General features: G+C 51.4%; 18 protein-coding genes. 6 read left to right on the top strand and 12 right to left on the bottom strand.

Going from position 1 to position 21,717, the window contains the following annotated elements:
- Window positions 1-4: 4 nt before the first annotated feature.
- The 5 genes from PsB1_RS09815 to PsB1_RS09795 form a co-directional block, all read right to left on the bottom strand.
- Window positions 5-2,242: a chemotaxis protein CheA gene (locus tag PsB1_RS09815; protein ID WP_284360844.1), complete on the bottom strand. Its 2,238-nt coding sequence runs from the start codon at window positions 2,240-2,242 to the stop codon at window positions 5-7.
- Between the two features lie 4 nt (window positions 2,243-2,246).
- Window positions 2,247-2,612 (bottom strand): response regulator, encoded by a 366-nt coding sequence (locus tag PsB1_RS09810; RefSeq protein ID WP_284360841.1) that lies wholly within the window; start codon window positions 2,610-2,612, stop codon window positions 2,247-2,249.
- Window positions 2,609-2,887 (bottom strand): STAS domain-containing protein, encoded by a 279-nt coding sequence (locus PsB1_RS09805; protein WP_284360838.1) that lies wholly within the window; start codon window positions 2,885-2,887, stop codon window positions 2,609-2,611. The genes PsB1_RS09810 and PsB1_RS09805 overlap by 4 nt, the downstream gene beginning before the upstream one ends.
- 17 nt (window positions 2,888-2,904) lie before the next feature.
- Complete coding sequence (locus PsB1_RS09800; protein WP_284360835.1) at window positions 2,905-4,851, bottom strand: methyl-accepting chemotaxis protein; 1,947 nt, start codon at window positions 4,849-4,851, stop codon at window positions 2,905-2,907.
- 64 nt (window positions 4,852-4,915) lie between these two features.
- Window positions 4,916-6,187, bottom strand: a complete 1,272-nt coding sequence (locus PsB1_RS09795) for a carbohydrate porin (protein ID WP_284360833.1) — start codon at window positions 6,185-6,187, stop codon at window positions 4,916-4,918.
- Between the two features lie 506 nt (window positions 6,188-6,693).
- On the opposite strand from PsB1_RS09795, the gene PsB1_RS09790 reads away from it, so the two are divergent.
- Window positions 6,694-9,492, top strand: a complete 2,799-nt coding sequence (locus PsB1_RS09790; RefSeq protein ID WP_284360830.1) for a TonB-dependent receptor — start codon at window positions 6,694-6,696, stop codon at window positions 9,490-9,492.
- A 30-nt stretch (window positions 9,493-9,522) separates the two neighbouring features.
- On the opposite strand, the gene PsB1_RS09785 is transcribed toward PsB1_RS09790, so the two are convergent.
- Window positions 9,523-11,493 carry a TonB-dependent receptor gene (locus PsB1_RS09785; protein ID WP_284360828.1) on the bottom strand — a complete coding sequence of 657 codons (1,971 nt, stop codon included), beginning with the start codon at window positions 11,491-11,493 and terminating at the stop codon, window positions 9,523-9,525.
- 133 nt (window positions 11,494-11,626) lie between these two features.
- Here PsB1_RS09785 and PsB1_RS09780 point away from each other — a divergent pair, with 133 nt between their 5' ends.
- Window positions 11,627-12,061 carry a Fur family transcriptional regulator gene (locus PsB1_RS09780; protein ID WP_284360826.1) on the top strand — a complete coding sequence of 145 codons (435 nt, stop codon included), beginning with the start codon at window positions 11,627-11,629 and terminating at the stop codon, window positions 12,059-12,061.
- 4 nt (window positions 12,062-12,065) lie between these two features.
- On the top strand, window positions 12,066-12,995 hold the full coding sequence (locus PsB1_RS09775; protein ID WP_284360825.1) for a thioesterase family protein: 930 nt from the start codon (window positions 12,066-12,068) through the stop codon (window positions 12,993-12,995).
- Here PsB1_RS09775 and PsB1_RS09770 read toward each other — a convergent pair.
- Window positions 12,979-13,890 (bottom strand): alpha/beta fold hydrolase, encoded by a 912-nt coding sequence (locus tag PsB1_RS09770; RefSeq protein WP_284360822.1) that lies wholly within the window; start codon window positions 13,888-13,890, stop codon window positions 12,979-12,981. The two genes, PsB1_RS09775 and PsB1_RS09770, sit on opposite strands and share 17 nt — an antisense overlap.
- 26 nt (window positions 13,891-13,916) lie before the next feature.
- Entirely contained in the window at window positions 13,917-14,798 is an 882-nt protein-coding gene (locus PsB1_RS09765; RefSeq protein WP_284360820.1) for a DUF4197 family protein, read from the bottom strand.
- Window positions 14,799-15,029: 231 nt separating this feature from the next.
- Between PsB1_RS09765 and PsB1_RS09760 the strand changes: the two genes are divergently transcribed.
- Both PsB1_RS09760 and PsB1_RS09755 read left to right on the top strand, forming a co-directional pair.
- Window positions 15,030-15,893 (top strand): crotonase/enoyl-CoA hydratase family protein, encoded by an 864-nt coding sequence (locus tag PsB1_RS09760; protein WP_284360817.1) that lies wholly within the window; start codon window positions 15,030-15,032, stop codon window positions 15,891-15,893.
- A gap of 70 nt (window positions 15,894-15,963) precedes the next feature.
- Window positions 15,964-17,871, top strand: coding sequence for an ATP-binding protein (locus PsB1_RS09755; protein ID WP_284360815.1), 1,908 nt, complete (start codon window positions 15,964-15,966; stop codon window positions 17,869-17,871).
- 155 nt (window positions 17,872-18,026) lie between these two features.
- Here the strand turns inward: PsB1_RS09755 and rph are convergent, their stop codons facing one another.
- Genes rph through PsB1_RS09740 form a run of 3 tightly spaced genes read right to left on the bottom strand, consistent with a single transcriptional unit; the run spans window position 18,027 to window position 19,930 of the window.
- Window positions 18,027-18,746 (bottom strand): ribonuclease PH, encoded by a 720-nt coding sequence (gene rph / locus PsB1_RS09750; protein WP_284360812.1) that lies wholly within the window; start codon window positions 18,744-18,746, stop codon window positions 18,027-18,029.
- A gap of 1 nt (window position 18,747) precedes the next feature.
- A complete protein-coding gene (gene rimM, locus PsB1_RS09745) occupies window positions 18,748-19,326 on the bottom strand; it encodes a ribosome maturation factor RimM (protein ID WP_284360809.1) in 579 nt (192 codons plus the stop codon).
- The gene (locus tag PsB1_RS09740) at window positions 19,319-19,930 is read right to left on the bottom strand and encodes an ATP-dependent Clp protease proteolytic subunit (protein WP_284360806.1); all 612 of its coding nucleotides are present in this window, start codon (window positions 19,928-19,930) and stop codon (window positions 19,319-19,321) included. Before PsB1_RS09740 ends, rimM begins: the two co-directional genes overlap by 8 nt.
- 163 nt (window positions 19,931-20,093) lie before the next feature.
- Here PsB1_RS09740 and PsB1_RS09735 point away from each other — a divergent pair, with 163 nt between their 5' ends.
- The gene (locus PsB1_RS09735) at window positions 20,094-20,963 is read left to right on the top strand and encodes a dienelactone hydrolase family protein (RefSeq protein ID WP_284360804.1); all 870 of its coding nucleotides are present in this window, start codon (window positions 20,094-20,096) and stop codon (window positions 20,961-20,963) included.
- 66 nt (window positions 20,964-21,029) lie between these two features.
- On the opposite strand, the gene PsB1_RS09730 is transcribed toward PsB1_RS09735, so the two are convergent.
- A complete protein-coding gene (locus PsB1_RS09730) occupies window positions 21,030-21,710 on the bottom strand; it encodes a nucleotide exchange factor GrpE (protein WP_284360802.1) in 681 nt (226 codons plus the stop codon).
- Between the last annotated feature and the right edge of the window lie 7 nt (window positions 21,711-21,717).

The raw sequence follows: 21,717 nt of genomic DNA, 5'->3' as shown, positions 1-21,717 counted from the left end.
GAAATTAACTCGCTAGCTTAAAGTTTACATGATTGGCTTGCTGACGACCCAGAGCAATCAGCGCATCAACATCAAGAATGAGCGCGACACGGCCGTCCCCTAATATTGTTGCCGCAGAAATGCCCACGACTTTTCGATAATTGGATTCAAGGCTTTTGATGACGACTTGGCGCTGACCTTGTATGGTGTCTACCCATAGAGCGGCTTGTGAGCCCGCCTCATTTTCCACCACAATGGCGATCCCTTGGATATCATCGACCTCGCTCTTGTCAGCTTCTTCAAATCCAAGAATTCGAGCAATATTGATGAGAGGCAAGAAACGATCCCTGAATCTAATCACCCAATCGCCAGATCCGATGCGGTGCAAATCTCCGACTTTTGGGGTAAAGCTTTCAATCACGGCGGTCAGAGGTGCCAGAAGCGTTTGCCCGCCTGAACGCACCACCATGCCGTCCTGCACAGCTAAGGTAAGAGGCAGGCTCATGGTGAATACAGACCCTTTACCGGGTTGAGAGGCGATCGATATCCGCCCGCCCAGCTGTTGAATAGAGCGTCGCACCACATCCATGCCAACACCACGGCCTGAAATGTCGGACACAGCATCGGCAGTCGAAAAGCCCGGTAGAAAAATGAGATTATCGGTTTCTTCATTGGTGAGATTAGCATCATGAGCGATTAAGCCGCGCTCGACTGCGATCTTGCGAACACGCTCCCGGTTGATGCCACGGCCATCATCGCTCACCTCAATAACAATATGGCCAGAACGGTGTAGGGCGGCGAGCTTGATCGTACCCTCTTTGCTTTTTCCAGCCTCCATCCGACCTTGAGCATCCTCCAGGCCATGATCGATGGCATTGCGGATCATGTGGGTGATGGGTTCTGCCAATCGATCCACCACCGTCTTGTCAACTTCGGTTCCTTCGCCCTCGGTCACAAGACGGACAGACTTGCCCGTCATCTCTGCGACTTCGCGGACGAGCCGGGGCATGCGCTGAAAAACAGATTTAACCGGCTGTGCGCGAATGGCCATCACACTATCTTGGATTTCGCGCGACAAGAGTTCGAGATCATCGAGGCCCAATTTGACACTGGAGTCCACTGTTAATCCACATTCGGTGACGCTTTGCGCCAACATCGCTTGTTGGATTACCAATTCGCCCACCACATTAATCAACTTATCAATCCGATCCAGATCGACGCGGATTGAAGCTTGGGTTGCGGCTACTTGCTTAGCGCCACCCGCAGGAGCCGTGACGGTTTTTGGGGTGTCATTGGATACCGCGACCGAGGGAACAAGGGAATCGGCCTGTTCGGCCAAGGCCGGTGCTGCACCAGCAGGAACTGGCTTTGCTCCATCCTCGCTGACGGCTGCCAGAAGTGCTGCAATGTCCACTGTGTCGACAGGAACAGAACTTGTCTCTTGAACACCAGCCAAACCACTTGTTAGTCCACCAATAGGTGTTAGGTTCAGATCGCATTCACTGTCCACAAACTCAAAAATTTCAGTAATGGCGTGGCGGTCAAGCGGCGCTTGAAGTTCGACCACCCATTTCAGATACGATCCAGCTTCAGGCAAGTTTGAAAGCACGGGGAGTTCACTTGTATCAATGGTAACCGAAGTGGGACCAAGGCGGGCGAGTTCGCGTAACAAAAGCGAAGGTTCATTGCCTGTTTCATAGAGACGAAAGTGAGGTTTAAATTCGATAATCCACCCATCGGCGGCTGTTTCAGTTTTAGAATCGAGGGGCAAGGCTCCAAAGTCAAACATCACAGGTTTAAAGTCGAAAGCCTCCAATGAAGGGTCGGTAGGGTCTGGGTCATTATCGGGTGTTGTGCTGACGCTGCCGCCATGAATAAGCTCGCGCAGATCATTGATCACTGTGTTGGACCGCTCTTCATCCATAGCTGGGATCAACCCACGGGCGAAGCTAATATGGTCGGCTAAGACGTCGGAGGCATGCAGCATGGCACGCACAGCTTGGTCATCACAAGGTTTGCGCCCAGAGCGCAGCTCATCCATAAAGGTTTCAAACACATGGGCAAAGCGAACCAACTCCTCCAGCCCAAATGCGCCTGCACCACCCTTGATTGAATGGACTGCACGAAAAGCTGCGTTGATCGCCTCGCCATCGCCATCGCCAAAGGTCAGTGCTGTGACATTGGTTTCAAGATCGGTAAGCAATTCCTCGCATTCTAAGAAGAAGGTTTGCTTGATGGCTTCAAAGGGATCATCGGCGGACATAGGCTTACCCTGATACCCGTCGTACGACGTCAATGAGCTTGATTGGATCAAAAGGCTTGATGATCCAGCCAGTCGCCCCTGCTTCTTTGGCGCGGACCTTTTTTTCGCCTGAACTTTCAGTTGTCAAAACCAAAATCGGCAGACCACGATAAACCGGGTTCGCTCGAATACCTTCTATCAGGCCAAAACCGTCGAGTCTTGGCATATTGATATCGGTGATGACCACATCAGCACCCTCGCGCTCAAGTGCCTCAAGTCCTTCGACCCCATCTTCGGCTTGGACAACTTCATAGCCCGCATCGCATAGCGCGTGTTTGAGCATGTCGCGCATTGTCCGGCTGTCATCAACGGTAAGGATCTTCTTAGTCATTGTGCTGCTCCTTGCAGACAAAACTCTTCTATCGCAGCGCCAAAAGCGCCCATTTGCTCACAAAAAACAGGTGTTGGATTTTCGACCGAAAAATGAAATGGGCTAGAACCCCATTCAGCTTTGGCAGCCAACAGAATTTGCAGGCATAGGCCGCCCAAACTGTCGACTTTGGATGCATCTAGTATCAGATCCTGCCCTTGATGTGCGCGTAATGCTTCTAACAAGTCAGGCGCTGCGCGCGTATCCAAAGTAGTGGGGAGCGTAAAATGTGTCACAAGTTTCGCCTTTTCTCTTAAAACTCTTCCCATTGATCGGCTTCTGGGCGCTCTATCGACTTGGCCAACGCAGCTCCGCCTCGGTTCATGACTTTCAAGGCAGCTATCGGCTTTTTGCCGACACCTAACCCAACAGAGGGTGGCACCCTACTGACTTCGGGTTGCGGCCTGTTGGTTTTAACGCCCTGCCCTAGATTGAAGCTGGCAAGGGAAAGTTCTAAGGAGTCACCTTCTCGGGTTAATGAGTGACAGGCCGCAGTGGTTTGTTGAACCATGGCAGCATTTTGTTGGGTAACTTGGTCCATATGATTGACTGCGGAATTGACTTGACCCAAGGCGGTTGCTTGCTCTTGAGCAGAGGCTGAGATTTCAGCAATTAATGTATCAATCTCGCCTACCCTGCCAATGATTCGATTAAGCGAATCTCCGCTTTTTCCAACCAGGGCCACACCAGAAACCACTTGGGCTGAACTATAGGAGATCAGGGTCTTGATTTCCTTAGCTGCATCGGCTGAACGTTGGGCTAATGCCCTGACTTCAGAAGCTACCACCGCGAAACCGCGGCCAGCATCGCCAGCACGGGCGGCTTCTACCCCTGCATTTAGGGCTAGCAAGTTGGTTTGGAAAGCAATTTCATCAATAACTCCAATGATTTGGCTGATTTTTTGCGCAGATTCCTCAATCGCCGTCATGGCGGCGACAGCATCATTGACCACGATTCCAGTCACCTCTGCTTCGCCGCGAGTTGCCAGCACAAGGGCTGAGGCTTGACGGGTACCGGTTGCGGTTTTGTTGACCGTCGCTGTTACCTCATCAAGTGCCGCCGCTGTTTCCTCAAGACTGGCTGCTTGTTGTTCGGTTCGTTTTGAGAGATCGTCTGCCGCATTGGGTATTTCGGTTGAGCCTGTACGAATGGATGAGGCATTGGTGGCAACAAAGGCCAAAGCCTCTTGCAGGGTAGAGACAGCATGGTTGAAGTCTTCCCGAATTTGCTTGAATTCTTGAGGGAATTCCTCTTCAATACTGGTGGTCAAATCGCCATCGCTGAGTTTGCCCAGAGCGGCACCAAGTGCTGCCACGATTTCAGCTTGCTGTTGGGCGCGTGCGTAATTGGCTTCCTCCTCGCGTTTGCGTTTTTCGGCTTCAATTTGTTGGCGTTGCGCTTCTTCTGCCGCCTCCGCCTTGGCCTTTTCAGCCAGCATGGCTTGTATGTCGACTACCGAATTAGCAATGGCCCCAATCTCATCCACACGCTCTGCTTCAGCTAGGCGAACATTGGCTTTACCTTTTGCGAGATCAGACAGGGCTGACTGCAACGAGCCCAAGGGGGTCAGAATTTCCTTAATCGCAAACCAGATCAGGCCAAGGGAGAATGCAAGCCCGAACCCCAGCATAGCCAGCATGATCGAGGTTGAAATCGTTCCTATTGAGTCAGACTGGCTATTTGCACGCGTGCCAAACTCGGCGATGGAATTGCCAAGCTCTTCCATCTTATCTTCGACCGTGGTGAATTCCTTCGCAAAAGCCGCAAGTGATTCATGAGTTGGCCTTTGACCTGCTGCGGCCGTTTTTTGAATAGCCCCAGCTAATTGCGCATATTTGACCAACTCAGGCTCTACTGCTTTGACTTGGCTCAATAGCTGTTCATCGGGTGCAAGGGCTTTGGTTTCAATAATGGCTTCAGAAAACCGCTTCGTGTGCTCGACCAGATCTTCACCTGCCGCCTTTGGATCAATGCCATAGGAAGGGTCCGCTGAGAGCATCGCATTTAGCACATCACCACGAATTGCGTCGTGCATCATATCGGCTTGCATGTGGATCTTGGACATTTTCGCCGCACGATCGACCAAATGCTTGGCGTCAATGATAGCTTTGATGGACCAAATCCCCGCCGAAGCGCAGATCAGGATCATCAAGGACACGGCAGCGCTGCCGACCCAGACCTTTTGCTTAATCGTCTTCATCTCTTACAGCTCCTAGGCGTCGTTTCGTCGGCGGTAACCAATCAAACGCTTGATACTTGTCTACTTAAAAGGCGATCGTTAGACGGACATTGGATATCAATGCGTCTTCTGATCCGCGCAGGCCACCTGGTTCCGGCGCGTATTGGATGCCGCCTTCGAGCGTAAGTGCGGACCCCAATTGATCGGCAAGGATAAGTTCAAGGCCGGATTCGTGGTCCAAAGGCTCTTCATGTAAAGCGTGCGCATGTTCCTTGAACGTGTCGGAAAAATACGCCCGTCGCAGACCAAACGAGAATTGGCTGTGAGGCCGCCCGCTGATTGCACGCTCAACCAAAAGTCCGGCAGTGATTGAGCCGGACATTTCGCTCGTCTTCCCGTCACTATAACCCGCGCGCAAAAAGCCGATGACTGAACGCCCGGTTTCGGATTCGATGAAGGGGTGCTCTACAAGGCCATAAATGCCCCATGGATTATACGACTTGTCTGGTCCGCCGTGGTCGGAATGGACCACGACTTCATCGGAATAGCGCCACCCGCCAAGTGCGATTAGACCATGTTTGGTTAGCCCAATCTCGCCAATGGTTAGAACGCCATCCTTGAAATTCTTCAACGGCTCTGGATCACCCCAGCTATTGGCATTGGCACCAAAGACACCCAGCCGAACATAGCTGCTCTTTGAGGGTGCGAGCGCCAAAACAAGTGCGGGTGCTGTGGATGGAAAGATCGAAGGCCCATTTCTGCCAGTCTCGGCAAGCTCGGTGCCAATTGCAAACGCAGGATTGACCAGAATAAGAGAGGACTCAGTTTCGTAGAAATGCTTGTTTAGATCGATATAGCCGGCCTCAATGGAAGCCTTATCACCGAATGACTGGGTCAGGCTAAACTCAAAAACGCGCCAACGGCTGTCGCTGCTTTCGATATTTGTAACGCCTTCCAGCGTGCCAATCCTTTCACTCGGGCGCTGACCCCCTGTAGAGAGCACATGCATGTGGGCAGAAGTGCCTTTCCAGCCCAAGGCCTTCTCAAGATCCAACTTGACCACGATGTTGGCTGTGTCGAGATAAAACGACTTGCCTTCGGCTGCACCTGAATGGTCGCTGACCCATTCACCGACATAATCGGCTTCAATCGAAACGCCTCTTGGTTCAATCACACCGCGTAGGCCGTCTAAAGCCTTGCGTCCTTCCGCATGCCCGGGGCTTGCGCACAGAAAGAGGATCGCGGCGCTGCAAAGCGCGGCAGGCAACAGCTCGAAGCGCTCCTGAGCTTGGGGGGTGGAAATGCAGCTTGCTTTTGCGCTGAACGGAAAGATGGGTTTTGATGTTCGGTAGCTCACACACATAGCTCCTCAATTAAACTAACGTATTCAAGTGAATAGCTTTAGTACGATTGAATTAAATCGTAATATTCAGTGATGCTTCCAAATGAAAACGAAAGTCTTTTTACAGACTTACAAATTTCTGACTTAGTGCTGGCTTTCTTTTTAAAGACATGCATCTGAGCAGATAAATCATGAGTTACATCAAAGAATTTGATTAAATATTAACAACGGGAATTGAGACCATAAAATTGATGCTTTATGATTGAATACCTATCTATGTTATGCTTAAATCGTGGAGAGTAATACAAATCAGGTCAATAAATTTGAATTTCTGAAATATCTTGTGATGACGCATTCGTCCAAGGTCAATTGCCCATGACCCTGCAGGGCTTTCTGGGCGGCACTCAATCACGCCGACGTGAGGGTAGTTTCACAAAAATGACGCCTAACAGACATGGACCTGTCATGGCCGATGGGTATCGGCACCTTTTCAAGTGTCTTTCGCTTGTGAGGGGGTTCTTATGTCTACAAAGGTTTCACGCAATGCCCTAATGGGGGCTGTTGGCTCATTATCTTTGCTTGCTGGCCTGCCAGCTTTTGCTCAAACGGCAAATGAGCCCGCGAAAGCTGAGGCACGGGCGTCCGCCCCGCAACAGCCCGATGTTGAAACCATTGTTGTGCGCGGTGCCAGACCGATCTTTGAATCCGACCGCGCGGCCCTCTTGGTGCAAAGAAGCTCAGACTCCCTCATCAACGTGCTCGCAGCCGATGAAGCGGGTCGTTTGGCTGACCAAAACATCGCGGATGCGGTAAGCCGTCTTCCGGGCATCGCGGTTGAAAAAGATCAAGGCCAAAGCCGCTATGTTAATTTGCGGGGTCAGCCACGTCGTTGGGTCACTTACTCCATCGACGGCATGGGCATTGTGTCACCAGAGGGCCGCGAGGCCCGCTTTGACAATATCCCAACCGCCATCGCAAGCCAGATCTTAATTAATAAGGCGATTACGCCCGATCAGTCGGGAGATACGGTTGCTGGCAATATCAATATTCGTACCCGTTCGGCATTGGATTATCGCGGACGCCGAATTGCAGGGAGCCTTTCGCTTGGGCAGGTTGAGCTTGGCGGTGGCCGTGAGATCGACGCGTCGCTTGTTGTGGCTGATCGTTTTTTTGACGGCAAATTGGGTCTATTGGCGCAGGCCTCATTCTATGAGCGCGAAATGGTGACCGATAATTGGGAGACTGACCCCTATCTGCGCCCTGGCAGCACCACGTCAGGCATTGATCGCAGGCCAGGCTCTGAAACCCGGCGCTGGGCGCGTGAACATGAGAACAAGCCCTACCGCCTCACCCGGGGCAATATCTCTGGCTCCGTGCGCGCCGACTGGAATCCCACTGACCTAGACAATTTGTTTTTCCAATCGGTTTATAGCCAGTTTACCGACATTGAATTGCGCAATAATTACATCTTCCGCTTGGATAATGGCGCAACAAACACGCCTGCAACACCTTGCCCAACCACGCCAGCACCGATCACCACCAGTGGCGTCAATGATATCTGTACCGGCAATGTCCCCAATAAAGGCACGGTTTATGGCGTCCAGATGAACTGGAATTTCCGTACCGGCGACATCAAGGAATATATCCTGACCAACACCATCGGTGGTCAACACAAAAGGTTTGGCTGGGATCTCAATTGGCGGGTGAACTTTACAGAGACCGAAGATGGTCAGGATTTAGAGGGTACGCCGAGCTTTCGCAGTCCAACGACAGTAACAGATCGCCCAACTGTGGATTACGATTTTACCAATGTCGCCAACAACACCGTGCGGCTCTATCGCACCAACGTGACAGGGGGCGTGCGCTCTAAGGGTAGCGCGGTCAGTGATGTTGAAGCTTTCCCCATGAACTTTGTCGACATTGTTGATGCCAAGGGCGGGGATATCACCTCGGCTTGGACCGGTAAGTTTGACGCGAGCCGAGAGGCGACTTTATTTGGGGCGGAAACAAATTTTAAACTCGGCGGGCTCTATACCACACGCGAAAAGAAGCGTCGGCTTAGCCAATATCGCACCCGCTTGGAGGATTTCACAGCCGCAGGTGTTACCGCGCCGACCTATAGCGATTTTGCGATTGATACACCGTTTAAGGGCAAATATGCCCTCGGCTACACATTCCGCTATTATTCGGGCGATAAAGTACGCGACCTGATGCAAAGCCTGAAAGACCGCAAGATCGGCTCTTATCAAGATGGCTCTGGCGAATATTATGAAGTTAGCGAAGATATTCTTGCCGGCTATGGTATGGCAACGATCCGTCAGGATTGGGGTAACGTCGTTGCGGGCGTTCGGCTTGAGCGGACAGAAAATACGTCCAAAGCCCTCCCCATTATTGGTGGCAAACGGGTGCTTACTGAATTGAAGAGCGAAGACACGCTCGTTTACCCAAGCGTGCATATCAATTATGATTTGTCCGAGGAAAAGAAACTGCGCCTGAGTGTCAACACAGGTGCCGCGCGTCCGGACTTCGATGATTTGGCTGCAAACTTCTCGATCGACGATGCGCCTGGCCTCATCACTGGGGGCAACCCCAATGCCAAGCCTGAAAAATCGGTGGGAGCGGATGCCTATTTTGAATGGTATATGAAGTCGCAGGGCTTCTTCACCATTGGCCTTTATTACAAGGACATTTCTGAGGCGTTGTTCACCCAAACAGCTACGTTTGGGAGTACGGTCCTCAATACGCCAGACCGTGATCGTTCAGGCTATAATTTCACGACCATCAGAAATGGTGGAGATGGTTTTATATACGGATTGGAGCTGGTTTTTAATCATACTTTAGAAGACTATGCTCATGCTGCGCAGGCTCCTGATTGGATGGAAGGGTTCGGTATTCGATTTTCAGCGAACTTCAATCAATCCGAGATCAATGTTCCTGCCATTGGCGGCGTCCCCTTACGCAAAGTCGATCTGCCAGGTGCGTCTGATTTTGTCGGAAATTTCGGCATTACGTATGAAAAATACGGAATCTCGGCGCGCATTGCCTATCAGTATCGTACCAAGTGGCTGCAATCGGTGGGAGCTTACGCTGTCGTCAATGGCGTCGTCGTGCCTGACGGAAATGGCGACATCTACTGGAATGATTCAGAAAGCCTTTCCATGGCCGTCCGCTATGAGCTCAATGACAATCTTGAGCTGACTTTTGATGGCGTCAACCTCGCCGATCATCCGGGCCGTCGCTTTGCCGATACCGAACTTTATCCGATTGAATATGAAACCTTCGGTCCACGCTACATGATCGGCGTGCGGTTCAAATACTAAGCTTTCACACACAAGTATCAGTTTGAGGGGCTAGAAAATGCCTCTCAAACTGACACGGACGGAGCGGCCGGGCTTGGGCAGATCATCTTTTAAGAAAGACGTGTGCTCCCGGATCGTCTCATCGGTTAGATTGCGGCCTTCAAGCACCAGTTCTATCTTGTCTGCGGTCTCAATGGGACGCCATGTCCAGCGGACATTCACGCTGTTGGCTCCAGCCGTTTGCGTTTCAAAGGCTGCGGTGCGGGTTTGCTTGGCAAGCGCTTGAACTTCACCCCGGATACTCATGCGCGGATGGGTTGCTTCTAAACCAAGTGTCAACATGGCAGGGGGCATGCGGGCGATAGGCCCACCTGCATCATAGCTTCCATGTACGCTATCCAAACCAATATCGCTGGTCAAAGCCCAGGCCCCTGCCTTGGCCAAAGCAAATGTCGCTTGAATTTCCCCACCATATAAAGTGGCATCGTCTTGGGTGACTTGAAAGACCGGCAAATCATCTTCGATAAGCCCTATTGGCGCAAAGGAGACAAAGCCGTCAAATTGAGTGCGCCAAAGGGTTACGTCCAAGGTCATGTCTTTGGCTTGCCAGCGCGCGATGGCCTCGCCACTGGTGGCTGTCTCTGTCTTTAAGTTTGGATCGCCAATCTCAAAGGCTTGGGTGGCGGCATGGGGCCCATCGGCAAAAAGCTCAACTTCCGTGGGCGCGCGCTGGGTATAAGCGAGGTTCAATGAAAGGCGCAGCCCGTCGGCTGGTTTTATAAAGCCACTGGCTGAAAAGCTGCCTAAATCAAAGTCACGCTGGCCTGCTTCCCCACCATAGCTGCGTTGTTCAAAGCGGGCACCCGCTTCAGCGCCCCAAGAGTCTTGCTGATAGCGCTCAACCCAAAACGCGCCAATAGTCTCGATGGTCACAGGCTTGATAAAGGCTTCATCGCCAGAAGCTGCAAAGTCATTGGTGCCATAATGCAGACCGATCAATCCATCCAAAGCTCCCATCGGGCGGTGGCGGGCTTCTACGCGGGCCTCATAGCCTTGATTGGTAAACACCGTGCCGACAGCACCATCAAATTCGATCTCGGCATGGGTATAATCGCCCGATGTGGCGCTCAACGTTAATGTCTCAATAGGCCCAATATCCATGATCTTGGCTTGGAAATCATAACGGGTTTGATCCAGACTGATAAATGCCTCCTCGCCAGGAATGCCATAATTGGATTTAGTGGTTCGAGTGCTCGCACTGAGGCTATATTTGTCGGTGATATGCCCAGCACTAAACCCCAAAGCCCAAATGTCGCCGCGGGTATTAAAGGCGGTGCCGCGGGTTGTATCGCCCGTCAGCGCGCGCAGGCTAGCGGTCTGAGCAAAGCCAGGAATGTTATAATCTTGGCTCTGGCGGTCAAACCCATCCACGCGAAATACATTTTGACCAGCGGTTGCAACCCATTTGAAGGTGGCACTACCTGCATTCTCAGCCGTTGAGCCGCCTAAGAAAATCTCCCCGGTCATGGGCTTTTCTGGCAAGCTTGTGGGCAAGCGGCCATCCACAATATTAATCACCCCACCAACCGCATTGCCGCCATAGCGTAGAGCCGCTGGGCCTTTGAGAACCTCAATGGATTGGGCTTCCAATCCATCCACAGCCGGTGCGTGATCGGGCGAAATCACAGAGGCATCGATGCCAGTTAATCCGTTCACTACCAAGCGAATGCGATCTTCACCAAGACCGCGCAAAATTGGCCGCGAGGCATTGCTGCCATAAAAGGTGGAGCGCACACCAGGTATGCTGGACAAAGTCTCTCCAATACCGCCACTGATCGACGCTTGCAGCGCCTGTGCACGCGGAATAATCGCTACCCCTTGGCTGATCGCATCTGACGGGTCTGATAAAGAATTTGCCGTGACAATTATGGTTTCAATTGGGGCTTGATTGATCTGGGGATCTAAAGTTTGCGGGCTTGGTTGGGCCAATAAGGCTGCGAGGTAGAGGGCGGAAACGGACATATTGATATACCTGTTATGTTATCTTATAACATGCTAATGGATGAATACTCCCTCGACAAGTGTGCTGCCCATTTTCCTTACAGTCAAAACTGAGGCATGAAGTTGGAAATGGTCTTATTTGATGGAGGCGGCGATGCATGCACTCATTCGCGAAGCAGAAGCCCTATGTTTGCGCACTGGCGTAACCTTTACACCCCCTCGTAGGCGGGTTTTGGAATTGCTGGCTGCGTCAAAAATCCCTATGAAAGCGTATGATCTGATCAGTCAGGCTGGTGCAGATGGCCATCCTTTCAAGCCACCAACCGTTTATCGTGCGTTGGAGTTTTTGTGCCAATTGGGCTTGGTGCATCGTATAGAGCAAGATGCTACCTTTGTGGCCTGCTGCCATAGCGGCCACACCCAGCCGGTTGCACTTTTTGTGTGTAATAGCTGCTTGAAAGTGACAGAAGTCGCATATCCCAATGTTGCCAAAGTGCTGGAAAATGCAGCGCAAGCGCAAGGCTTTCAAGTTGAAAGTATAGTCGTTGAGGGGCGTGGGCAATGCGCGCCCTGTGCGCAGGCGGCATAGCTTCATGCGGGATTATTGGCGCGGCAGTGTTGAAACCTGGGAATGCGATGAAATGGGGCACATGAATGTGCGCTTTTGGGTTCGCCGCGCCTATGATGGCCTGATGTTATTGGCCACAGATCTGGGGCTTGAACGTGCTTTTGCGCGCGAAGCCAGCGCCACTTGGTTGCCTGTCAGCCAACATATTCGATTTTTGAAAGAAGCCCATGCCGGTACGCCATTATTTTTTCGTGCGGGGGTGATTGAGATCACAGAGGCGCACATCACGCTTTATGGTGAGATTGTGCATAGTGTTAGTGGCGTGATTGGCGCAACTTTTCAGACCAAGCTCTTCCATGTGGAAGCCTCAACCGGTAGGATTTTTCCTTGGCCTTCCCGCACACATTCTTTGGCCAGCGCCTTGCTCGTCGCAGTGCCTCCGCATGGTAAGCCACGGTCGGTGGCGTTTGATGGCCCCGTTGAAGCAATTGACGTTAAGGAATTGAGTGCAAGCGGGTTTCGCCAAGTCGGCCTAGCCACAGTGCGCCCACAAGATGTGGATGTGTTTGATCGGCTCTATCCCGAAGGCATGATGGCCTTGGTTTCTAATGGCGTGCCTAATTTGATGATGGCGTGGCGCGATCAGATCAATGCTGAATTAGCAGCAGAAGAAGATAGTCCACGTCAAACCGGTGCGGCAGTTCTTGAATATCGGTTGGATTATCTTGCGTGGCCCAGACCTGGCGATTTTATCGCCCTGCATTCTGGCCTTGCCAAAATCGGAGAGAAAACTCTGACTTTAAAGCACGTACTACTCCACCCAGTTACAGGTCAAATCTGGTCGGTGTGTGAAGCTGTGGCAGTCACTTTTGATTTGGTGGCGCGAAAAATAGTGTCTAATCCACCAAAAGTTCGTGCATTGATGGAACAGGTCATAATCAGGCCGAATGGATAAGATCTACCACAATTCTGGCGCAAGCGTCATGTGCAAGCATTGGCAAGAAATGATTGGTATCGGGCAATGTCTCTACCTGAACCCCACAGCGCGCCAAAAACGGCAATAGGCTTGCATGTGTGGTGGAATTTTGCGAGGCACGTACGATTAATGTGGGAATGGTCAAGCGTTTGAGGGCACCAAGCGGGTTATGGCGTTGGCCAGCAAAACAGGCCGCTTCAAAGGCAGGGCGGCACGATAAGGTCACCCCATCACCTACATCCTTAAATCCATCCTCACAATAGTCTGCCAGAGTAAGACGCGGCCAAGATTTAAATGTGCCTCGAACAGCATAAGCAGTAACTGCATCGTTTCGGTCGCTAAAGTCGGTACGTCGACGCGCTGCAGCTTTGGCCAAGGGAAAGTTCTGTTTCAACCATGAAACCATGCCTGGAATATGTAGCGTGGTATAAAAAAGGGGTGGCATTAAAACCGGGTCAAACAAGCAAAGACCCTTGATTAGACCGTTATTCTTGGCACAAACCAATAGCGCCGATGTGCCACCCATTGAATGCCCTGCCAAAAGCACACCTTCGGGCGCGATCTTTGCAATCAAGGCCCTTATATCGCGGGCAAAGCCATGCCAATTATCCTGGTTTTTCGGGTCAGCAGGCAAGGTCGTACGTCCATGTCCCCGCAGATCATAAGCTGCAATGACGCACCCTGATTTTAGAGCGACATCGCTCAACAAGGCACGATAAGTGCTGGCGCAAAAGCCATTGGCATGCAGGAAAACCAGCTTTGGCGGGGTGTCTTTTAGCGATGCTGGGGCCCAAACCAAACCCGCCATGGTGCCGTCGGTTAGGTCAACCGACACCCGATACTCCATCAAATCCGTCACGTGTTCCCCGATCACCCTGCCCGGCAAACCTGCCGGCTGACTTAAGCTGGACTCGGTCGTAGGGCCTCTTCCAGATAAAGAAGAATAGAACCCCAAGCTTTATCGAGTATATAGGTAATCATTTGATCATGCAGTTGCTTGGTTGACATCACACCTTGTTGTTGGGAACCCTGTGCAGGGGCAGGGTGTTCTATCATTTTCTCCGCAGATAAAAATGGCCTCGTATTGCCAAGCGAAGCTGAAGAATAGGCCCTTAGCCCAGACCACCCCCCAGATGTTTTGATTTCTTCACCATAACGGCTTTCAATCCGGTCTAGTAAAGCCCCTGTCCCTGAAGTTTCAAACATTTCTGCCATAGTGGGTTTAAGTGCTGCTATGAAATCAAGCCGCAGATCGCTTAAAATCACCTCGATCGGCGTCGATTGTTCCTTGTGCAAGAGTGCGAAGGTCGTTTCTGCCGGTAAATCACTTAAGGCAGTGATCAGAAAGCTTTGTGCCTTTGGCATCAAAGATTCTGCGACGCGGTTGAGTGAAATCTGCATACGAACCAATGAGCTTCCCATCCGCAATGGCTGAAGCCGTGCTTGCAAATGATCAAGGGGTGCAGGCAATAGAATACGAACACGGGCATCACCCCAAAAGCCATCAGGCTTACCCAGTCGTGTACCTGTCTGGCGCACCCCCTCGATTATTGCCAAGCGAATAGGGTCTTCACCTTGAGCGGGTGTAGAAACAACAGGCGCGGCCTGATCAATTTGGTGTAAAATCGTTGGCAGTCCGGCACGCTTGGCCGCGGCGACATTTGCCAATTCATCAAGCATTTGATTGGCACTTTGGGCCTTTGCCTTTTCGGCAAACCCTATCGCGACAGCACAAAAGGCCAGGATTAAGTTTCGACGGTGCGACTCAATTTTATAGTTCATCCAGGCTTCCTTTCAAGAGCATACGCGCGGGGCTAACAATCACTTGATCTTGGCCATAATTGAGGCACAAGATAGATCAAATCATAAAGGGTTTCACCTCTTGTGCACTCAAATGAAGTCACCTTTGGGTTTAACTTGATTTTAAGCGCAAAAACGGACCAGAGGAACGTGAATGATGAACGAGACATGGTTTCATGCGTCAAGCAGAAATCAAAGAAGGATGCCCCAGCCATGTATGATAACCCTTTGTCGTCCAACCCAACATGTTTTGATGTCACTATCACGGATCATATTGCCCATATTGTTTTAAAGCGCCCCGAAGCGTTTAATTCAATGACGCGGGCGTTTTGGAATGAACTTCCCGCGATCATCCAAGACATTAATGATCATGCCCGTGCGCGGGTCATTGCCATCACTTCGACTGGGCAACATTTTTGCGCAGGCATGGATTTAAGCGTCTTAGGAGATGACGCAGGTTTTTTCCCTCAGGGCGAGGCGGATCGCGAAACGCGCAGCGAACATTTCCGCCACCATGTCTTGCATTTACAAACTACTTTCTCATGTCTGGATCAAGCGCGTATCCCGGTTCTTGTAGCCGTCCAAGGCGGCTGTATTGGTGGGGCTGTCGATATGATCAGTGCTTGTGATATACGCTGGGCCTCTCATGACGCCTTTTTTTGTATCCAAGAAATTAACCTTGGTATGACGGCTGATGTGGGAACATTTCCGCGCTTGTGTAAACTGATCCCAGAGGGTTGGATGCGCGAACTCGCTTATACTGGCCGTCGCCTATCGGCAGAGAAGGCCAAAGAAATTGGCTTGATCAATGATATTTTTGACAGCCATGAAGCCTTGGTCGCACATGTGTTAGAAACAGCGCGCGAGATAGCCGCCAAAGCGCCATTAGCGGTCACAGGCTCCAAAGTCATGATCAATTACGCACGGGATCACTCAATCCAAGACGGATTGGATTATATTGCAACTTGGCAAGCAGGCATGTTTAGCCCCACCCACATGGCAGAAGCATTTAGGGCAAAAGCCGCAAAAGAACCCGCCAAATTTCCTGATTTGTTACCCATAAGAAAGCATATGTAATCCAAAAGCTTCGCCTTAATCAGATGGGGCGCGTTAACCCCATTTTGAGGGTTTGGCGCTAGTTGGGCTTATGTTGAAGCTGCACAACGTCCGCTCTTGGCTCTGGTCATCATTACTCCTTTCGGTCGTGGGCACACTTTTTGGTGCCGTTATTGCTTTATCGGCTGTACGGCATTTGTCCCACCAGGCCGATAATCTTGCGAAGTTTGAGCGCCGCTGGAGTGAGGCGATTTGGATTGACCAGCGCGTGACAGAGGCAGCTGACGACTACGCCCAAATGGGCCGCCAAGAGGATCGTGACCGTTTTATTGTGCTAAATGGCCCACGGGAAGAATTGATTGAAAGGGCCATTCAAATGGCTCCAAAATCCGCAAAAAAAGCATCCTTTGCGACGATTTATGAAGTAACCCGAGAAATGGGCAGCATTGAGGATTCTGCTGTTTTATTGGCGGCTGCTGGCCGGCGGGAGGATGCCAAAAGTTTGCTGCACTCCAAATCCTATGCCCTGGCAGGTACTCGTAAAGCCCGGCAAATGGAAAAAGCGCGACGTGAAATAGCGGCCGGCCTAAAGATAGAGATTGAAACAGCGTTTTTGCTGTTAAGTGTTGGTTTAGTTACATTATTTGTTTGTATGATCGGCGCAGGCTTGTGCTGGGCTAGAGTTGCCAGCCTGTTCAAAGATCAAGCACAAGCCTTATCTGAGGCCCGTGATTCCTTAGCCCGCCACGCGACGACACTTGAAGCGCGGATCGAAGAACGAACCCGCGACCTTGAAGCCGCAAAAACTGCAGCTGAAGCCGCTGACCGGGCCAAATCCGCCTTTTTAGCGCAAATGAGCCACGAAATCCGGACACCAATGAATGGCGTCTTAGGCATGGCTTACGCGCTATCGCGAACACAATTGGATGAGGCACAAGCACGCATGCTGAGGGTGATTCAAGATAGTGGTGATACTTTGCTCGTCTTGTTGAACGATGTCTTGGATTTGGCCAAAATTGAGGCTGGGAAGTTGGAGTTGGAATCGGTTGACTTTAGTCTCCGCGAAATCATTCGCTCGACCGAAGCCATGTTTACCCCGCGTGCCCATCAAAAGGGTATCAGCTTTGCGGTGCATGGCGGGGAGGGTTCAAACATCTGGTGCAAGGGTGATCCAACGCGGATCAAACAAATCTTTTTTAATCTGATTTCTAATGCGATTAAATTTACCCAGCAGGGCAGTGTCATGGTGGAACTACGCGCCAAATTGGTTGGCTCTGATCGCTACGACGTGTCTTTCAGTGTTACAGATACCGGCATCGGTATCGCCCCAGATGTGCAACAGCGCCTATTCCAGCGCTTCAGCCAAGCTGAAACCAGCACCAACCGCAAATTCGGGGGCACGGGCTTAGGACTTGCGATTTGTAAAGAACTCGCTGAGATGGTTGGTGGGCAGATCTATCTTGACAGCCAAGTAGGGCGCGGCTCTACCTTTCGGTTTGAGGTTAATCTGGCCAAAGGCAATGCACCCGAATGTAGCTCGGCCAGTCATTTTGCAGATACGTCCGAACTAGAGCGGTCTGATAGCCCGCAACTGCGGGTCCTTGCAGCGGAAGATAACGCCCATAATCGCCTTGTTTTACAAATGTTGTTAGGACAAGTTGGCATTGAACCTGTGTTTGCAGAAAATGGGCAGGTTGCCGTTGATCTATGGAATCGGGGGTTTTTTGACTTTATCTTGATGGATGTTCAAATGCCGATCATGTCGGGGCCTGATGCCACTCGTAAAATTCGGGCCTTGGAAATTGAACAAAATCGCCCGCGCACGCCCATCATTGCGCTAACCGCCAATGCCATGACCCATCATGTACAAGAATGCTTAGCTGCAGGTATGGATGCCCATGTTGCCAAGCCCATTCGCCCCGAAGTTTTGTTTGCCACTATCGAGCAAACTCTTAAGGACGATCCAATCGGCCAAGAGACATTTAAAGATACTGGGTGAACTCGCCGTTTTACTTCATTCAAAGAGCCGTTTGTTTTCGCATAGTATGATTGAACACCATGAAGTAGTTTGTGGTAAAACCATACAAGAATTGGGTTGATTCAGATCACCCCTACTCACCCACCCATTCAAGTTAGGCCTAAGGGTACCACTTACTAAAGACCCAATGCAGCGCGCTGCGCTGCAAACAACCTCTCACACCCTTTTTGGGCCAAGGAAAGCAGGCTTAACAGTTCATCCTCGCTGATGGGGCGCTCTTCCCCTGTGGCTTGAACTTCAACCAAACCCAAGCCCTGTGCCAAGACAAAATTGGCATCGGCCTGTGCGCTGGAATCTTCTTGATAATCAAGATCTAGAACGGGTGTATCTTGATAAATTCCGCAAGATACGGCCGCAACTTGGGCTTTCAATGGATTTTGGGTGATCAGACCTTCAGCTTGGAGAACAAGGCAAGCCTGTTTCAAAGCTACCCATGCCCCAGTTAAGGCGGCAGTGCGTGTCCCACCATCGGCTTGGATGACATCGCAATCCAGTGTAATTTGGCGTTCCCCCAATGCCGTCAAATCAACAACCGAGCGCATGCCGCGGCCAATCAAGCGCTGTATCTCTTGCGTACGACCAGATTGCTTACCTGATGCCGCTTCCCGGCGGCCCCGCGTGTGGGTTGCCCGCGGCAGCATACCATATTCAGCCGTCACCCACCCACGCTTTTGACCGCGCATCCAACTGGGCAGATTTTCTTCTAGAGAAGCTGTCACCAAAACATGGGTATTGCCGAATTTCGCTAAGCAAGAGCCTTCCGCATAGAGGGAAGCACCGGCTTCAAGGCTGATGTCGCGCAATTGGTCGGGCCTGCGACCTGAAGGGCGTTGCATATTAGGTTTCCTTTATTGTGTTGTGTGGTTTGGTTTTGCCACCATCTGGTTGATCAATCAGACCCCCGATCATGGGGATCAGACCTAGTGGCACCTCCACAATTAGCTTTTGATTGGCTAATTCCACCCTTGGTACTAGGGCTTTGGTAAAGGGTAAGAACCAACTTGTTTTGGCACCTGGCGTGGCTTCAATTTCAAGGAGATCTTGGGGGCCGGTTACAACTGCCTTGACACGACCTAGATCAGCCCCAGCCATATCCTCAAGCCGTAAGCCAATCAAATCAACATGATAAAACTCGTCCTCTTCCACCTCAGGCAGCCTGGAACGGGGGACAAATAATGGTGTGTTGCGCATTGCCATGGCCGCTTCGCGGGTAGCAATTTCAGGCGCTGAAACCACCACGCCATCCTTGATCGGGTGCCAAGCACGTGGAGTTAGGACACAATTTCCCACTTGATCATAAAACGGTGCATAATTGATCATCGCTTCAGGCTTTTCTGTAAAGCTGCGCAACCTGACTTCGCCGTGCACTCCAAAAGCGCCGGCGATAGCACCCACCAAAATCAAGTCTTTAGCCAATCTCGCTTCGCTTATGCACAATTTTCCCGACTAGTCCGTAGGCAACGGCTTCTTCGGAACTCATCCAATAATCGCGATCAGTATCGGCCTTGATTTTCTCAATTGGCTGGCCAGTTGCTGCCGCAAAAATCGCATTGAGACGCTCACGCATCCGAATAATTTCACGCGCCTGAATTTCTATATCAGAAACCATGCCGCCGACACCGCCGCGGGGTTCATGCAACAAGAAGCGGGTATTGGGCAAACAGAACCGCCGTTCACGCTGTGCGGCAGCATAAATCAATGCGCCGGCTGAAGCGACCCAACCCGTACCGAGCACATTGACCGGGGCAGACACAAATTTGATCATATCATGGATCATATCACCGCTTTCGACATGGCCGCCTGGCGAGGAGACGATGAGCAAGATCGGGCGGTCAGACTCACCAGATAGCGCCAGCAACCGCTCACACACGCGTTGGGCCAATTTATCATCCACCCCGCCGGTCAATAAAATAGTCCGGCTGTCAAAAAGCGCCTTTTCAACAATAGCTGGGGCTGGGTTGCCGGCTTTGGATTCCTCTTCCTCGTCCATACGAAACATGCGTGCTGACTCCTCGTTCATTAGCTCTTTCCGACACGCTTTTGTTGATGAGATCAAGCTAGCGGTTGCGACTATGCTGTAGATTTCGTTCTACATGGTACATGCTAATATGCAATGAAAGGGGGTGTCCTTGAGTTGACGCCTAGCGAGTTGGGTGGGATTGATGACGTTAAGAGGTATAACCATGAATCTCACACGCCCAGACGGCCCAGACCCCACACTAACCCTATCGCGCCGTAGCGTTGGAGCCTTGGCTGGATTTGCCGGTTACGCCGCTGCAATATGCCCGGTGCATGCTCAGGCGATCACAACTTCAAGCAACAATTTGATTACTGGGATGGTGTCTTACCCCTCGCAGGGCTTTGAACTACAAGCTTTCATTGCACGCCCAGCTGCAGCGGGGCAGCGGCCAGTGGTTTTGGTTGTGCACGAAATTTTTGGTTTGCATGATTATATTCGCGATGTGTGTCGCCGCCTTGCGCAGGAAGGCTATGTCGCGATTGCACCAGCTTTATTCTTACGCGCAGGCGATCCAGCCCCGCTCACCGATTTTGCCCATATCATGCCAATTGTAAACAAGGCCACTAATGCCCAAGTGATGGGGGATATTGAGGCGACCATTAAGTGGCTGGATACCCAATTCTTTGTCAACAAAGATGCATTGGGCATAACAGGCTTTTGTTGGGGTGGCTCAGTCGTCTGGATGGCTTGCGCCTATACAAACCGCCTGAAAGCGGGTGTTGCTTGGTATGGGCGCCTTGAAGCGCGGGAAGGCTCAACCGATATGCGCAAATGGCCTATAGAGATCGCAGGCGATCTGAACAGCCCGGTTTTAGGTCTTTATGCAGAACATGATAGCGGTATTCCTTTAACCAGCGTGGAAGCCATGCAGACCAAATTGAAACAAGCGGGCAATCGCACCAGTCAATTGATCATCTATCCAGGGACCCAACATGGTTTCCACGCCGACTATCGTCCCCAGTATAACCAAGAAGCGGCACAAAGCGGGTGGGCCGCAATGCTGTCTTGGTTTCGTGCCAATCATGTTAAGTGAACCCCTCCTGATAAAACAATCTCAATAGATTGCCGCAGGAAGAGGTTTGCTCTGCAACCGCTTGCCTTATTCAGGCGACGGTTTGGTTTCGGTTAAGGCTTCTGCGGGCTGTCCGGATGAAACCGCGACCATGGCAGCACGCAGCGTCCGCCCTGCCAATACATAGCCCGCCTGAAACACGTCAGCGACTTCCCCAGCTGGGATATCAGCAGGTATTTGGGCGACGGCTTGGTGCACGCTTGGGTCAAATTTATCACCTTTAGCGCCAACACGTACCAGCCCATGACGCTCAAACACCGTCATTAATTCGCGCTGGGTCATATCTATACCCGTGGTAAAGCCATCAAAAGCCGCATCGCCTTTAAATGCTTCAGGCGCAGTGCTCAACGCGCGACCTAAATTGTCAGCGACTGGTAACAGATCGCGCGCAAACTTATCAATGGCATAAAGCCTCGCTTCCTGTTTTTCGCGCTCGGAGCGGCGGCGAATATTTTCTGTTTCCGCCATAGCGCGCAAGCTTGCGTCCTTGAGCGCCTCAATTTCAGCTTGGGCAGCTTGCAATTTTGCAATCAGCAACGCGCCCATGTCCTCGGGGCTTGTATCCTCACCTAAGAGCTCACGGGCCATATCGAAGGCATCTTGCCCATTAACCTCATCCCCATCGGTTTCAAGAGGTACATCATGAGAAGTGTTTTGAGTCTGATTTAGATCGTCTTGGGGCGGGTGTGCCCCTGTCTTAGTCGTCATTTTTGAT

This window comes from Candidatus Phycosocius spiralis (assembly GCF_030158815.1).
Lineage (GTDB): Bacteria > Pseudomonadota > Alphaproteobacteria > Caulobacterales > Aquidulcibacteraceae > Aquidulcibacter > Aquidulcibacter spiralis.
The sequence above is the reverse complement of the archived record's forward strand: the minus strand, read 5'-3'. Positions and strand labels throughout refer to the sequence as shown.